This is a genomic window from Cerasicoccus sp. TK19100 (assembly GCF_027257155.1).
GTDB classification, from domain to species: Bacteria; Verrucomicrobiota; Verrucomicrobiia; order Opitutales; family Cerasicoccaceae; genus Cerasicoccus; species Cerasicoccus fimbriatus.
Map to the genome: position 1 here is coordinate 1 of NZ_JAPWDU010000011.1, position 15,079 is coordinate 15,079.

At 57.6% G+C, this 15,079-nt stretch carries 9 protein-coding genes; 3 read left to right on the forward strand and 6 right to left on the reverse strand.

Translation table 11 applies throughout. The features are described from left to right. The first annotated feature begins 656 nt into the window (after positions 1–656). The gene (locus tag O3S85_RS20635; protein WP_269543091.1) at positions 657–2,006 is read left to right on the forward strand and encodes an MFS transporter; all 1,350 of its coding nucleotides are present in this window, start codon (positions 657–659) and stop codon (positions 2,004–2,006) included. A gap of 66 nt (positions 2,007–2,072) precedes the next feature. Next, positions 2,073–2,723: a response regulator gene (locus O3S85_RS20640; RefSeq protein ID WP_269543092.1), complete on the forward strand. Its 651-nt coding sequence runs from the start codon at positions 2,073–2,075 to the stop codon at positions 2,721–2,723. 95 nt (positions 2,724–2,818) lie between these two features. Here O3S85_RS20640 and O3S85_RS20645 read toward each other — a convergent pair whose 3' ends face one another. After that, positions 2,819–3,142: a DUF971 domain-containing protein gene (locus tag O3S85_RS20645; RefSeq protein ID WP_269543094.1), complete on the reverse strand. Its 324-nt coding sequence runs from the start codon at positions 3,140–3,142 to the stop codon at positions 2,819–2,821. 84 nt (positions 3,143–3,226) lie between these two features. Here O3S85_RS20645 and O3S85_RS20650 point away from each other — a divergent pair, with 84 nt between their 5' ends. Then, positions 3,227–9,091 carry an alpha-2-macroglobulin family protein gene (locus tag O3S85_RS20650; protein ID WP_269543096.1) on the forward strand — a complete coding sequence of 1,955 codons (5,865 nt, stop codon included), beginning with the start codon at positions 3,227–3,229 and terminating at the stop codon, positions 9,089–9,091. Between the two features lies 1 nt (position 9,092). Here O3S85_RS20650 and ligA read toward each other — a convergent pair whose 3' ends face one another. From ligA to trkA, 5 genes are all read right to left on the reverse strand, one after another. Next, positions 9,093–11,102, reverse strand: a complete 2,010-nt coding sequence (ligA, locus tag O3S85_RS20655) for an NAD-dependent DNA ligase LigA (RefSeq protein ID WP_269543098.1) — start codon at positions 11,100–11,102, stop codon at positions 9,093–9,095. A gap of 67 nt (positions 11,103–11,169) precedes the next feature. Beyond that, positions 11,170–11,817, reverse strand: coding sequence for a hypothetical protein (locus tag O3S85_RS20660; protein ID WP_269543099.1), 648 nt, complete (start codon positions 11,815–11,817; stop codon positions 11,170–11,172). A 10-nt stretch (positions 11,818–11,827) separates the two neighbouring features. Next, the gene (locus tag O3S85_RS20665) at positions 11,828–12,082 is read right to left on the reverse strand and encodes a hypothetical protein (RefSeq protein ID WP_269543101.1); all 255 of its coding nucleotides are present in this window, start codon (positions 12,080–12,082) and stop codon (positions 11,828–11,830) included. 76 nt (positions 12,083–12,158) lie between these two features. Beyond that, positions 12,159–13,634 carry a TrkH family potassium uptake protein gene (locus O3S85_RS20670; protein ID WP_269543103.1) on the reverse strand — a complete coding sequence of 492 codons (1,476 nt, stop codon included), beginning with the start codon at positions 13,632–13,634 and terminating at the stop codon, positions 12,159–12,161. Further along, complete coding sequence (gene trkA, locus O3S85_RS20675) at positions 13,631–14,980, reverse strand: Trk system potassium transporter TrkA (RefSeq protein ID WP_269543105.1); 1,350 nt, start codon at positions 14,978–14,980, stop codon at positions 13,631–13,633. The genes O3S85_RS20670 and trkA overlap by 4 nt, the downstream gene beginning before the upstream one ends. Positions 14,981–15,079: the final 99 nt, after the last annotated feature.

A 15,079-nucleotide genomic window follows, 5' to 3' on the forward strand; every position in this document is an offset into this window, starting at 1 on the left:
CCCATTCAACCAGTATGAATAAGGACAAAAATTGTACAAGCAATTTATGACGAAAACTTCGCTGACAATACACAAGGGCTAATGATCCACTCATTATTGGAGTGCTGAAAGCACGGCTTCAAGAGGTCGGGCTTTCAGCAAGCAAACGCGAGGTTTTCCACCAAGCTTGGCTTTTCCCACCCCTTTTAGCCGATGCCTTTCCCCAAAGCACACCCATCGTTTTCCCCAAAGCATTACCATCGTTTTGCAAAAAGCATACTAATCGTTTTGGGAAAAGCATTACCATGTGTTGGCTCAACAGATCCCCATACGTTGGAGCAACACAACCACATGTGTTGAGGTAACACATCCCTAGGTGTGGATCGCACACATCCGGTTATGTTGGCCAGACACTTGGGGTATTGTTTTTCAAAACGATAGCCGGGCGTTGCCCCTTCGGTCGATGCGTGTTGGCCCCACGCGAGATATACGCCCGCAGGCATGGCCGCCTGAAGGCGGAACTCCAACCCCTCAGCATCCCACTCATTCACTGAGGTGGGGTTCGGGCTTTAGCCGCCATGTTGCCTCGCGGAAACAATGCGCTTTGCCATTTGCACGAAGTCGATTTACGGCTACCACTGTTGCAACCTAACTACCGGCCTTCACCCATCCTCAAAATGCCCGCCGAAAGCGTCCTCAAGATTTCCAACATTCGCTGGTTCATTGCGTTCCGGGTGTTCTTTAATGCGCGCTTTTACTACCCGGTTTTTACGGTACTGTTTTTGGATATCGGGTTGTCGCTAGAGGATTTCTTTTTGCTCAATGCCGTGTGGGCAGCATCAATCGTGTTGCTCGAAGTACCCTCGGGCGCGTTCGCGGACACCTTTGGCCGCAGCAATCTCGTGCGACTGGCGGGCGTGTGTATGGTCGTCGAGCTTGCCATTATCGCCTTCGTGCCAATGGATATTCACTGGCTGCTGCTGGGTGCGTTTGCGCTGAACCGCCTGATCAGCGGCGCAGCGGAAGCCTTTGCCAGCGGGGCCGACGAGGCGCTAGCCTATGATTCGCTTAAGGCACTCGGTCGCGAAAAGGAATGGCCCAACGTGCTCGATTTGCTGATGCGCCTGCAGTCACTGGGCTTCCTCGCCGCGATGCTGCTCGGGGCTGCGGTTTACGACCACGAATTCCTTAACGGCGCGCTGCAATTGATCGGCCTCCCGGGTGAGCTGACCAAGGAAACGACGCTGCGCTTCCCGCTGTATCTGACGCTGGGCACGTCGTTCATCGCGCTGCTCGCGGCGTGGCGCTTGACCGAGCCCCCTGTCGAGAGCGAGGAAGACGAAGCGCCCGCCAACGCCCGCGCCGCCTTCTCGCTGGTCGGCAAGACCGGCAAATGGATTTTAACGACCAACATCGTTCTCGTGCTGATCGTGACCAGCGTCTGCTTTGACAGCCTGGTGCGCGTCGGGCTGACGATTAACAGCGAATACTACCGCCTCATCGGCTTGCCCGAGGCCATGCTCGGCGTCATGGGCGCGATCGGCGGGCTCATGGGACTGTTCATCCCGATCCTTGCCCGCAAGCTCGTCGAAAAGCAAAGCGCGCTGCGCAACTTTAGCCTGTTGGCGGCGATCATCCTGCTGAGCATGATTGGCCAGGCGATGCTAATCCGCTACTGGGGCGTAATCCCGGCCATGGGCATTGGCGTGTCGATGTTTTTGCTCAACTTCTTCCTGAGCCAATACCTCAACGAAGCGGTCACCGATAGCCGTCGGCGCGCGACGGTGCTGAGCTTTCGCAGCCTGGCCAACAATATCGCCTACGGGCTGGCCGGGCTGGCGTTTTACGCGCTGACCAGCGGCTTCGACGAGACCACCGCCGCCAGCGATCTATCAACAGATGGTAAAACTGAAAGCGCTGGTGATGCCGTGTTCGCTCAACTGCTTATGGCGATGCCCTTGCTGTTCATTGGCTTAATGCTGTTCCTGGCGTGGTTCACCCATAATCGCCTACAGCGCCGACGATAGAAAACTAGGGCTATTCCGTGCTAATTTCATTTGCAAATACCAGTAGGTGACTTTCTAATGATCGCCATGAAGCGAGTCTACGTTGTTGAGGACCAAACTATCCTGCGCGATTTAATCATCCGCTTACTCGAATCTTATCCAGACATCGAGGTCGCCGGCTCCACCGGTGACGGCCAAGTAGCCGTCGATGAAATCACAAAAACGATGCCCGACATCATGGTGCTCGACATCATGCTGCCCAACCTCAATGGCATTGAGCTCCTGCGCCAGGTGCGCAAGGGCGACCACAAACCCCGCGTGCTCGTCTTCTCCGCCTTCCCCAGCAAGAGCACCGTCAAAAAGCTGCTCGAAGCCGGCATCGATGGCTTTGTCGAAAAAGACGCCAACCTGTCCGACCTTGAGGTCGCAGTGGAAAAAATCGTCGCCGGGCAAACACATTTCGGCCTGCGCATTGTGGACATCATGCGCGAAATCATGGTCAATCCGAATCAAAGCGACTCGCTCGACGAGCTCACCCCGCGCGAGCGCCAGATCCTCCAGCTCATCGCCGAAAGCTGCACGAGCAAAGAGATCGCGGCCAAGCTGGACATCTCCGTCAAGACCGCAGACACCCACCGCGCCAATTTGATGAAGAAGCTCGACGTGCACGACGTCGCCGGCCTCACCCGCTCAGCCATCGCCTTCGGCCTCGTCAATACGCCACAGAATGTGGATTAGGGGAGGAAAAAGATTAAGGGAAAAAGGAAAAAGTTTTAGGACGGCACAACCGTCGAAATGTTGGTGAGAAGATTACAGCCACCCAACTTTTTCCTTTAATCTTTTTCCTTTTTCCTCTGCAAGTCCCCCAACTTCCGCAGGTATTCCCACGAGAAGATACCCGTGCGATGACCATCACTGAAGTCGAAGCGCACGGCGTAGTTGCCTTGGTAGTCCCAGCCTTCGATTTTCACGCCGGGAAATTCGCGTGGTCCATTGCCGCCATATTGATTGCCGAATATATCTTTCTCGCCGACGTTCTCGGCGCTCGGGCTGTTGGCGCGTAAATATTCGCCGCTGAAGTAGTCTTCGCGGCCATCGGCCCAGCGCACGGCTAATTCCGCGCCAATGAGCTGCAGGTCTTCGGGAGGTGCTTGCATGAAAGGTGATAAAGAAAATTAAAAAGAAACCTTTGAAGGAACAAAGATGTCGAAGCGTTTCAGAAAATCAATATGCTTCCCGCCATGTCCCCAATACCATTTTGCCGACTTTTTTGCGCCGCCCTCCTGCTGATGGCCAACTGGCTTCACGCCGCCGACACGGTTGAGGACGCCTCAGCACTACTTCAGCAAGCGGACCAAGCCTACACCGACCACTCCTACCATCGGGCGGCGCAGCTCTACGAACGCCTGGCGCAGCAGGAAACCCTGCCAGCCGGAATCGACCGCGACCAGCTAACCTACCGCCTCGCCGACAGCCAGTGGCGCAACCTCGCAGCAACGAATCAAAGCGACCGCCAAGTCTTCGACGACTCACGCGAGGCCTTATCCGAACTTGCCGCCAAGCTTCAGAAGGACGCCAAAGGCGCGCGCGCACCGCAGCTCTGGGCCGATGTCCAGGAGTCTCTCGGGGATTCTTACTGGCTTCCCCAGCAAGTGCGCAACTGGTCGCAGGCCTGGCAGCATTACCAGCAGGCGCTCAGTTGGTGGGCCGCCAGCACGGATATCGATCTCGCTCGCGAACGCTATCTGGCCATTGTGTTCAAAGCAGCCAAGCCACCCTCACAGCAGCCCTACCAGTGGCGCTATGGCTATCAGTATGGCAACTGGATGCCCGTCAATGTGCTGCAAAACGCGACCTCCATCGCCCAAAGCCCGGCGGATAAATCACACGCCAATTACCTGCTCGCCACGAGCTACGCGCGCCAGAACAATGCCGATACGCTCAAGGCGCAGCCCGCCTTCGAGGCCGCCATTACCGACCCCAAGAGCGAATGGGCCGATGACGCGCTTTTCAACTACGCGCAATGGGCACAACGCTCTGGCGGCAGTTACTGGGACGAAAATGGCCGTTTTCGCCGCGCCGGGGATGACGCCCTTGCCTTGAAACTTTATCGCGAATACGTGAATCGTTACCGCAAGGGTGAAGCCCCGAACTGGGACGCCGCTCAAAACCAGATCGAAAACATTACCAACAAGGATTTAAACGTCTTTGTGCACACCAATTTCCTGCCCGGTTCGGCGAATGAATTCTTCATCAACTGGCGCAACATTGACCAAGTAGAAATTCACATCTACGCCGTTGATCTGCCGGAGACTTATCAACCCAAAGAGGACAACAGCAACGCCAGCCCCTACGCCTTCGATGAATACGACGTCTCCGGGCTGACCCCCACCCTGCGGCTGACGCGCCAAACGGAGGGCAAACCCTACGCGCGCCAATCCGATTCGATCAAGTTGGACAAAAGCCTGCCAGCCGGTGCTTATGTGATCCAGGCCCAGGGCGACGGCCTGACCAGCCAGGCTCTCCTCTTGGTGAGCAATCAAGTCGTCACCGTTTTGCGCGATGGCAACAGCGTACTGGCGTGGGTCACCGATGCCCAGAGCGGCAAGCCCATTGCCGATGCCTCCGTCAAGCTTTGGCTTGGCGACTACCAGTGGCAAAACCACACCACGAACATGGGCTGGGTCAGTACTACCGCAACCACTGACGATGACGGCATTGCGCGCTTCAATCAGGAGTCGTTTCAAAACTTGGGTAAGGACTTTGCTGACTACGAGTCGGCCATCGTCATCACCGAGTCCAAAGACCAAATCAGCATCGCCACCAGCAATAACGACGTGAGCCACTACGGCATCATGGGCGGCCCCACCAATGCCAACCTTTGGAAAGTTTATGCCTTCACCGACCGCCCCGCGTATCGCCCGGGAGACACGATTAACTGGAAAGCCACTGCCCGCGTCCGCTCAACCCAGAGCAATTGGCGCACACCGCCGACCGGCCAAGCTTTGCAATACAAAGTTACTGGACCACAGGGCGAGACAGTCGCCGAAGGCACCATGAACCCGAATGATTACGGCAGCATCTGGGGTGAGTTTACCGCCCAGGCAGACTGGAAGCTCGGCATGTATCACGTCGTCTTCAGTCTCCCCGACGAAGAGAATGGCTACATCGGCGGTGACGCCTTTTTCCGCTTGGAGGAATACAAGCTGCCGGAGTTCAAGGTATCCGTCAGCACCGCCAGCGAAGATGGCCAGGCCAACACCGCCTATCGCCTCGGCGACGAGGTGAAGGTTGAAATCAAGGCCGATTATTATTTCGGTGGTGCCGTGGCCAATGCAGAGGTCCGCGTAGTCGTCGAGGAGAGCCCGTATTACCACTATTGGCTTCCGCCGACGCCCTATCCTTGGCTGCGCACCATGCCTCAACGATACCACTCGGGCAAAACCGTCATCAACGAGAGGCTCAAGACCGACGCCGAAGGCCGCGCGGTGCTTAATTTACCCACCAAGGCTAATTCGTCCAACGATCTGGTTTACAAGATCACCGCGCACGTGGTCGACGAATCACGCCGCGAAGTCTCCGGCTCCGCCGAGATCCGCGCCACCCGCGCCCCGTATTTCATTTACGTCCAGCCCGAGCGCATGCTCTACCAACCCGGCGAAAAAGCCACAGTGACCATTAAAGCGCTCAACGCCAACGACGATCCGGTCGAAGTCGAGGGGCGCGTCCGCCTAACCCGTGAAGAGTGGATGCAAGTTTGGCGTGGTCCGGATGGCGAAGAAATCTCTGGCGAGGAATACCGCCGCCGACTCGAAAAAGGCCCTGGCCTGTTCTCCTCCGCCCTCGATCCCAGCGAGTGGACCATGATCCGCGAAGGCTACGACATCGAAGAGCTGAAGGTGACTACGTTAACCACCAACCGCGAGGGCGAAGCCACTTTCACCTTCCCCGTGGAGAAGACCGGCTACTACCGCGTGTATTGGGTCAGCAAACCCGAGCGCAGTGCACCGATCAAGGCCGATGCCGCCATCTGGGCCGCGGACTCTGCATCGCAAAGTATCGGCTATCATGGCCAGCTAAACATCGTCACCGACGAAGCTGCATTCCGCGAAGGCAAGCGCGCGCCGGTGATGATCTCCACGCAAGACACTGGCCGCTGGGTGCTGTTTAGCGTCCAGGGCATGGAGCTGATGGACGCGCGCGTCATCTATTTGGAGGGCAACGTGAAGCTGCTGGAACTCGATGTCAGCGAAGCCTGGATTCCCAACGTAAAACTTCAGGCAAACCAAATTAGCAACCTGCGCTTCCACGAAGACAGCCAGCCAATTTCCATTCCGCCCAGCAAACACTTCCTCGATGTCTCGGTCGTAACCAATGCGGAGACCTACCGCCCTGGCGAAAAGGCTACCACCATCATCACCACGCGCAACGCCGACGGACGCCCCGTTCAAGCAGAGGTCGCGCTGTCCGTGTTTGATGAAGCCGTGCTAGCGATCCAGCCGACTCTGGCACCCGACCCACGGGAATTCTTTTACGGCCAGGAACGCCCCATCCTCGTTAACACTACCAGTTCATTCTGGCAGCGGGGCTTGGCTGACATCAAGAAGCCTGAGGACGTTGCGGAGTATAAAGATTCCGCCTTCGATGAGATTCAGACACCGGGTGCCGCAATGGGTGCGTTTGCCGCTCCAGCGGCTATGGAGAGTGACCTTGCCATGCGCGAATCAAACCTCGTCGCCAAATCTGCGCCCATGATGAGTGGTGCGGCTGGTGGCGCGGCGGCAGACGAGCCTCAAGTGGTGGTTCGCACAGATTTCCGCTCCACCGTCTTCTGGAAGCCTGCCATTCAAACCGACGCAAGCGGCCAGGCCACGGTGGACTTCACCTGGCCAGACAACCTGACCAGTTGGAATATCGAAGCCCGCGCGACCGGGCTCCCGGCCAGCTTTGGCGAGGGCGACACTTCAGCCAAAACACGCCTGCCGCTGATTGCCCGTTTGCAAACGCCTCGCTTCCTCGTAACTGGCGACCAGGTAACAATCACGGGCGTCATCAATAACAACACGAGCGACGCCATGAGCGTTCAGGCCGAGCTTGCGATCGAAGGAGGCGCGACACTGGTCAACTCTGCAACGCAAAGTATCGAGGCACCCGCCAACGGCTCGGCGCAAGTAAACTGGGTCGTCGACGTCGCATCGCCGGGCAACACCAAGTTCACGCTCACCGCGAAATCTACGAGCCACGGCGACGCCATGGAACTAACCGTCCCCATCTATGAGCACGGCATTAATAAGTTCCTCGCCCAAAGTGGAAAGATGACCACGGACAACCTCGAGCTCACCCTCGACATTCCGGAGTTCAAAGCCGAAGGCGCGAGCTTTACCCTGCACCTCACGCCCAGCATCGCCACCACAATGCTCGATGCCCTGCCCTACCTCGCGCAGTATCCCTACGGTTGCACGGAGCAAACGATGAGCCGGTTCCTCCCGGCGGTAATCGTTGCTAAAACATTGAACGACCTGGGCCTGTCCGCCAGCGATGTCATGCAGCAAAACTTTGGCGGCATTGAAACCGACACACCTGATAAAATCGTCCAACAGAGCAAGCCCAAGCAAGACGGCAACCTTGTGGACTTGGATAAGATGGTGGCCGCAGGGCTAACCCGGCTCACGGATTTCCAGAATACCGACGGCGGCTGGGGCTGGTGGAAGGGTGGCGACAGCGACGCCTACATGTCCGCCTACGTCGTCTGGGGCCTAACACTGGCCCAGCAAGCCGGTCGTGAAATCGATGCGGAAATGCTCAAGCGTGGCCGCGATTACCTGAACCTTCGTTTGGTCGATTTCGAGAATCAATACGATATGCAGGCCTGGCTGCTCCACGCACTGGCCAGCGCCAACCGAGGCATCAGCGACGCCAAACCCGCGCGCAACGAAGCCAGGGCTTTTGCCAACTTGTGGAAGAACCGTGATCAGATGGTTTCCTTCACCCGCGCGCTCACCGCGATCTCCGCCAAGCACCTCGGCTTCAATGACGAGGCCGACATCCTCGCCGATAATCTGGCCAACGGCGTGAAGCTCGACAACGACCCGCAAGGCTCAGTCCTGCTGGGCGGCAATGCACCGCAGAGCGACCCAACCGCATTGCCCACGGCGCACTGGGGCGAAGATGGCGTTTACTATCGCTGGTCGCGCGGCGGTGTGGAGTCGACCGCCTTTGTCCTCGCCGCACTCACGGAAATAAAACCCGACAGCGAATTGATCGAACCAACTATGAACTGGCTCGTTAAGAACCGTCGCGGCGCTCAGTGGAGCAACACTCGGGACACCGCCATCGTTGTGCTCGCGCTCAACCAATGGCTAAATACGAGCGGCGAACTCAACGCTACCGGCCAATACACCGCAATGCTCAACGGCGAAGCCATTGGCGAAATCAACGTAAGCCCCGACAATGTGCTCACTGCACCACGGAGTATCGAAGTGCCGGTTGAAAAGCTAAAGGCCGGTGAGGCCAACAAGCTTACTTTGCAACGCAAAGCTGGTGACTCACCTTTGTATTTCGCCACGCGCTTCAACTTCTTTACGCTGGAAGATCCGATCAAAGCCGCAGGCAGCGAAATCTTTGTTCGCCGCGAATACAAGCGCACCTATCCGGTAAAAACACTCCTCGATGGCTACGCAACCAACAGCAGTTTGCTTGCGAGCGGCGAGGCTGCAACTACGGGCGACCGCATCGAAGCCATCATTACCATCGAGGCGAAGAACAACCTGGAGTATATCCTGATCGAAGACCTCAAGCCTGCCGGCTTCGAAGCAGTTGCCCTGCAAAGCGGCGCCGCGCTCTACGCCAAGGAACTCCGCCCCGGCAAACTCGACCAAGCCGACCGCTACACCGGCCGCCAACAATGGGTTTACCAAGAGCTGCGCGATCGCCAAATCGCCAGCTTCGTCAGCAGCTTACCGCAAGGCTTATGGGAAATCCGCTACGAGCTCCGCGCCGAAACGCCGGGGAAATTCAGCGCCCTGCCCGTGATCGCCGAGGCAATGTATGTGCCGGAGATCAAAGGCAACAGCGCCGAGTTCAAGGTAACCGTGGACGACAAGTAAGCTACTCGCCAACGAGCTCGCGGAACGCGGCTTCATCGAGCACCGCCACGCCAAGCTTTTCCGCCTTGGCCAGCTTACTCCCGGCGGCGTCACCCGCGAGCACGTAGTCTGTTTTCTTGCTGACCGAGCTGCTGGTCTTACCGCCGGCTTTCTCGATGAGCGCGGTTGCCTGATCTCGCGTCAGCGTAGGGAGCGTCCCAGTGAGCACCACCGTCTTGCCATTGAGCACACCACCTTCCACAGCCTCGGCGGGCTTCTCGGAGTCTGCCAGGGCGAAGTTCAAACCGGCCTCGCGCAAACGCAAAATCAACGCACGGTTTTTCTCATCGGCAAAGAAGTCCACAATGGCCTTTGCCATGATCCCGCCCACGCCGTCGACCGCCTCCAGCGTTTCCGGATCGGCTTCCATGATGGCGTCTAGCGTTCCAAAATGTTGGGTGATATCCTTCGCGCTCTGCTTGCCCACATGCGAAATACCGAGCGCGTGCAATAAGCGCCAAAGCTCGGCCTGCTTGCTTTGCTCAATGGCGTTAATTAAATTCTCCGCCGACTTCTCACCAAAGCGCTCCAGCTCCAGCAGTTGGTCTTTACGCAGCGCGTATAAGTCGGCGGGGTCCGCGACTAATTCCGCCGTGACCAATTGGTCCACCACGGCCTCGCCGAGATTTTCAATATCCAGGCACTGCTTCGACGCATAGTGCGTCAACCGGCGGCGCTGCTGGATCGGGTCATCCTGTCCAGTCAAGCGCCAGGCAGCCTGCCCGGGCACGCGCTCCGCCTTGATACCACGCTCTTCCAGGAAGCGCGCGAACTCGAAGGGCATACTGTCCGCCGGGCGTTTGTCCATGACCACGCTCAGCACCTGCGGAATAATCTCCCCGGCCTTTTGAACGACCACGGTATCACCCGGGCGGATGTCCTTCCGCTTAATTTCATCCTCATTGTGGAGCGTCGCGCGGGAGACGGTCGTGCCCGCCAGTTGAACGGGTGCCAAGTGCGCGACCGGGGTAACCGCGCCGGTCCGGCCGATCTGCACATCGATCTTTTCCAGCAATGTCTCCGCCTGCTCGGCTTCGAACTTATAGGCAATCGCCCAACGCGGAGCCTTACTGGTCATACCCGCTTCACTTTGCATCGCAAAGCTATTGAGCTTCACCACGGCACCGTCAGTTGCATAAGCAAACTCGTGGCGCAATTTATCGAGTTCTTCAACTGCTGCCCAGACATCGTCGATTCGGTTCACCCGCCAATACTTTTCAACCGTGGGCAAACGCCAGCCACGGATCGCCTCATGCAAATCGCTTTGCATGGCAAAGTGGTTGGGCTCACAGTAGCCAACACCGTATAGCACGATGGACAAACGACGTCCACTGACGCCGCCCAGTTGCTTAATCGTGCCTGCGGTCAAGTTGCGCGGATTCGCAAACATGGGGAGTCCGCTTTCCTCGCGCTCCTGGTTGATGCGCAGGAACTCCTCGGCCATCATATAAATTTCGCCGCGAATCTCGATCAGCTCCGGGGCGTCTTTTAACTCGCGCGGCAAATCGGGGACCGCCTCCAGCAGGTTCCGCGTGATGTCGTCGCCCTCGGCGCCGTTACCACGAGTCACGGCCTGCACAAGCTGACCCTTCTCGTAAGTCAAACTCACGGCGACACCATCGATCTTGGGCTCCACGACAAACTCCAGCTCGGCACCTTCGTCGAACATTTTAGCGAGGCGCACATGAAACGCGCGGAGCTCCTCTTCGTTATAGGTGTTATCGAGCGAGAGCATCGGCCGGCGATGCTTCACCTTGCGAAAGCCCTCCGTGCGATCGTCGCCAACGGTCTTGGTCGGCGAGTCCTCCGCGTCCAGCCCCGCTTCGCTCTCCATTTGCGCCAGCTCTTCCTTGAGCGCATCATATTCGCGGTCGGAGATTTCGGAAGCACCCTCGCGGTAATATAGCTCATCGTGGCGGCGGATGATCTCGCGGAGTTCTTCAATGTGGGTCTGGGCAGATGGGTTGCTCATGCCGAAAAAGCATGGCGTCCGAGCGGCAATCGGCAAGCCCATCGCTCGCAAAAATATCAAAATTTACCTAGCTGCGATGGCGTTCCGCCGTCCACTTTTGAAAGACTGCTTCTTCCGCAACAAACACATCCGGCGCAGCCACCGGTCGCAGCAGTCCTGGTGCCTCCAGTAGCTCCGGATGTTCCATCAGACTTGGGCGATACTCAATCGCGTGCGTCGGCGCTGGCTTCCAGGTTTTACGCTGACGATAGTAAAGCAGCGGCTCGGGCACCGACGCCAACACCTCATCTTCGACGGCTACGACTTCCCTGGCACCCGCCGTGAGCAGGTTCCAGCGCCCGTGTCGGAATTCTGAAATGACATTTGCCGCCGCACCATGCTCGGCCTGATAAGCCGCGGCAACCCAGTGCAAGCTCCCGAACGACCACACCGGCATATCCCGCCATACAGGCAGCGACTTCCAGGTGCGAATCGCCATGGCGGACAGACGGATACCCAGAATTGAGCCCGGACCTTCGTTGTGAACAAAGCCGCCTAGGTCCGCCAACGAAAGCTTTGCATCGCAAAGTATCTTATCAATACCAGCAAAGATACCTTCCAGCGCCGGGCTCTCGGGCGTCGCGGTTGCCAACCATTCGCTATCACGCCACAAGCCTACAAAGCACTGGGGCGATGCGGCGTCGATCACGAGCAATGGCTGTTTCGGCAAGTTCATTGTCCAGCTTTCAGCGCTCCTGCCAATTGGCCCGAAGCAGTCGCTTGGCATCACCTTCGGCCAGGATTCCCCATAGCTCCAAAATGTGCTCGAAGTCCACGTTTCTCATTTCGCGCAGTGGCTGCTTCTTGTCATCCGCTTCGAGTTGCAGCATGCCATTGGGAAACACCGACAGCGTCCAACCGGTCTCCAAATGCGTGAGCCAGACTTCCGGCGCAGCGGCATCGGCCTCGTCGTCTTTGAGCGAGCGTAAGATCTCCCGCAAGCGCGCAGGCGTGGGGTTTAGCTCGGTCAGGCCGTATCTGTCGGTGGTGTGGTAAATGAGCGTGGTTGTTAAAAGTTTAGGAGAAGCGGCGCCAGAGCGCGGGTGAGAAAAGCACGAGCACGGCATACAACTCCAGGCGGCCCATGATCATGAGCAGGCTGAGCACGAGCTTCGTTGGCTCACGCAGGAAGCCGTAATTTTGAGTGGGACCGACTTCCGCCAAACCGGGACCAATGTTAAAGAGGCACGCGAAGACCGATGTAACCTGAGCCGTAAAACCCAAGGTGTGCTCCAGCATCGCGACGATCATGATGCCCGCTGCCAGCACCAGGAAAAGCATGAGCAGCCAAGTAACGATATTGTCTTGGTCCTCTTTATCGAGCACCTTACCGTTGATGTGTAGCGGACGGACGACACGCGTCCGGTAGGCTTTTTCGATTTGGAGTCGGCAAACCTTGAACGCCACCACAATGCGCACCACCTTGGCACCGCCAGCAGTGGAGCCCGAGCATCCACCAAAGACCATCAGGCAAAGCAAAAGCATGTGCCCGACCGGCAACCACTGTTGAAAGTCAACCGTGGAAAAGCCAGTCGTCGTGATGATCGATACTGTCTGAAACGCCGCCGCACGCAGCGAGGCTTCCCAGTTATCCGTTTGCCCCAACTCGGTGATCAGCATCATCGTGAGCAGGGAAGTAACAATCAGGATGATCGCATAGTAGGCGATCACTTCGGTATTGGTCGTAAGTGCGCGAAGACGCCCCTGCATTACGCGCAGTAGCACAAAAAAGCTGGTGCCACCCAATGCCATGAAGATGATGATGGTCCACTGAATCGCCGGACTCGGAAAGGCACCAACGCTGGAGTTATAGACGCCAAACCCACCTGTCGACAACGTGGTGAACATGTGGCAGACCGAGTCATACCAAGTCATTCCCAGCGCCTTGAGGATCAACGCGCAAGCGACAGAAAGCGACAGATAAAGATAGAGGATCTGCAACACGCCCTGCTGGATGCGCCCGGATTCGATGTCCGTCGAGGCACCGCTGGATTCATTGGAATACAAAATTTTCGCGCCAGCGCCAAGAAAGGAGAGGATTGCCACGAAGAACACGACGACGCCCAAACCACCGATCCATTGGCTCAGGCAACGCCAGAATAGCAGCCCCCGTGGGAACACATCCAAGTCGCCGAATACGCTGGCTCCAGTTGTCGTTAAGCCAGATGCCGACTCAAAAACGCCATCGGCAAAGCTCGTGTCTGGAAGGATTAAATAGTAGGGAATAGCGCCGACGATACTGGCTAATATCCAACCCAGGCCGATCGTAGCCAGAGCCTCCTTGCGAAACATTTTCGTAGTCGCATTGCGGCCCAAAAATGCCAGCACGAGAGCCAGCGTCGATGCTATCGCAATGCTGATCAGCCACTCTTCGCGCGCCAAATCGTCCAGCTCGCCATAGAAAACCTCACCCACAACATAGCTCGCGAGAAAGGCCAGCGCAATCGTGGACATGATGACGCTTAGCAGCTTGGCAATGATCGGATAGTTCACGTCAGCAGCTTAAGAAGTTCTCTTTCGCGATCTTCGCGAACGACCACCACGACTCGGTCACCGGACAACAGCTTATCATCCGCGCCCGGCACCTTGGCCTGAAATTTGTGCAACAGCACCACGATCACCGCGCCCTTGGGGAAGGAGATTTCGCGGATCGCCTTGTTAATCACCGGACTCTCCGGAGATACGCGAATCTCCAAAATCTTGGCCGGGCCTTCGGGCAGACTGGCCAGCTCGGTAAACGGCTCCGTGGAAATGTAGCGCATGATCTCGGCCACCGTCGCCTGGCGCGGGGCCACCGCCAGCTCGACACCCAGCGTCTGGCGCAGTTGATCGAGGATGTCCTCGTAGTCCGGCTTGTTGATGACCAACTGCACGTGGCTGGCACCGAGTTGCCGCGCCTGCAGACACGTCATGATGTTATCCTCGTCGTCTTTGGTGCAGGCCACAAAGTAATCCGCCGCGCCGACCTGCTCTTCTTCCATCAGGCGCAACGAAGTCGCCGTGCCGTGGATCACCGTCACATGTGGAAAACGCTCGGCGAGCTTCTGGCACAACTTCACATCCTGCTCGATCAGGCGGATCTTAAAACGCGGATTCTTCAGCAGCCGGATCAACGCAATTGCCGTTTCCGAGCCGCCAAAAAGCACGATGCGCAAGAGGTCGATTTTCTTCTCCGGCGAAAGCAGGTCTTTGGTTTGGCCCAGCTGCTCGGGCGGGCCGACCAGGGTTACGCATTGCCCCATTTGCAGGGTGCTCTCGGCAGTCGGCACCTCGGAGCTATCGCCGTCCTGAATCAGGCCAATGCGGACTCCGGCCGGCAGGCGAACATCCTTCAGCGCCTTGCCATTGAGCTTGGACTTCGGGCTAATGCGCAACTGCTGCACCTCAATCTCGCCACGGGCAAAGTTTTCCACTGCGACGCGGCTTGGGTTGCGTATCGACTTCGCCAGCTCCACCGCAGACAGGGCCTCGGGGTTGAGCAGAAAGTCGATACCGAAGTGGATCTGGTAATTGACGATCGAATTATCGCTGTAGGTCTGGTCGTGAATGCGGGCAATGGTCGTCTTCGCACCAAGCGCCTTGGCCAGCGAACAGGCAATCAGGTTCGTGCGGTCATCGCTCGTCATGGCCAAAAAGAAATGGCATTCGCCCGCGCCACATTTTTTTAGCACCTCCGCCGACGCGCCATGGTCTTCGACCACCCGCACGTCCAAGGATTCATCCACCTCCTGCGCAATCGTCGGATCACTTTCGATCACGGTTACGTCGTGCCCGACCTGACTCAGCCTTTCGCAAAGAAAGCGACCGACCTCGCCGGCTCCAACCACCAGAATTTTCATAGTAGCAAACGTTCCCCTTGGCATTGCATCAGCCCAGAGATGGGCGGAAGCAGCACAAAAAGGTTTGGGCGCGGGACCGCGCAGTTAGCATGCAGAATG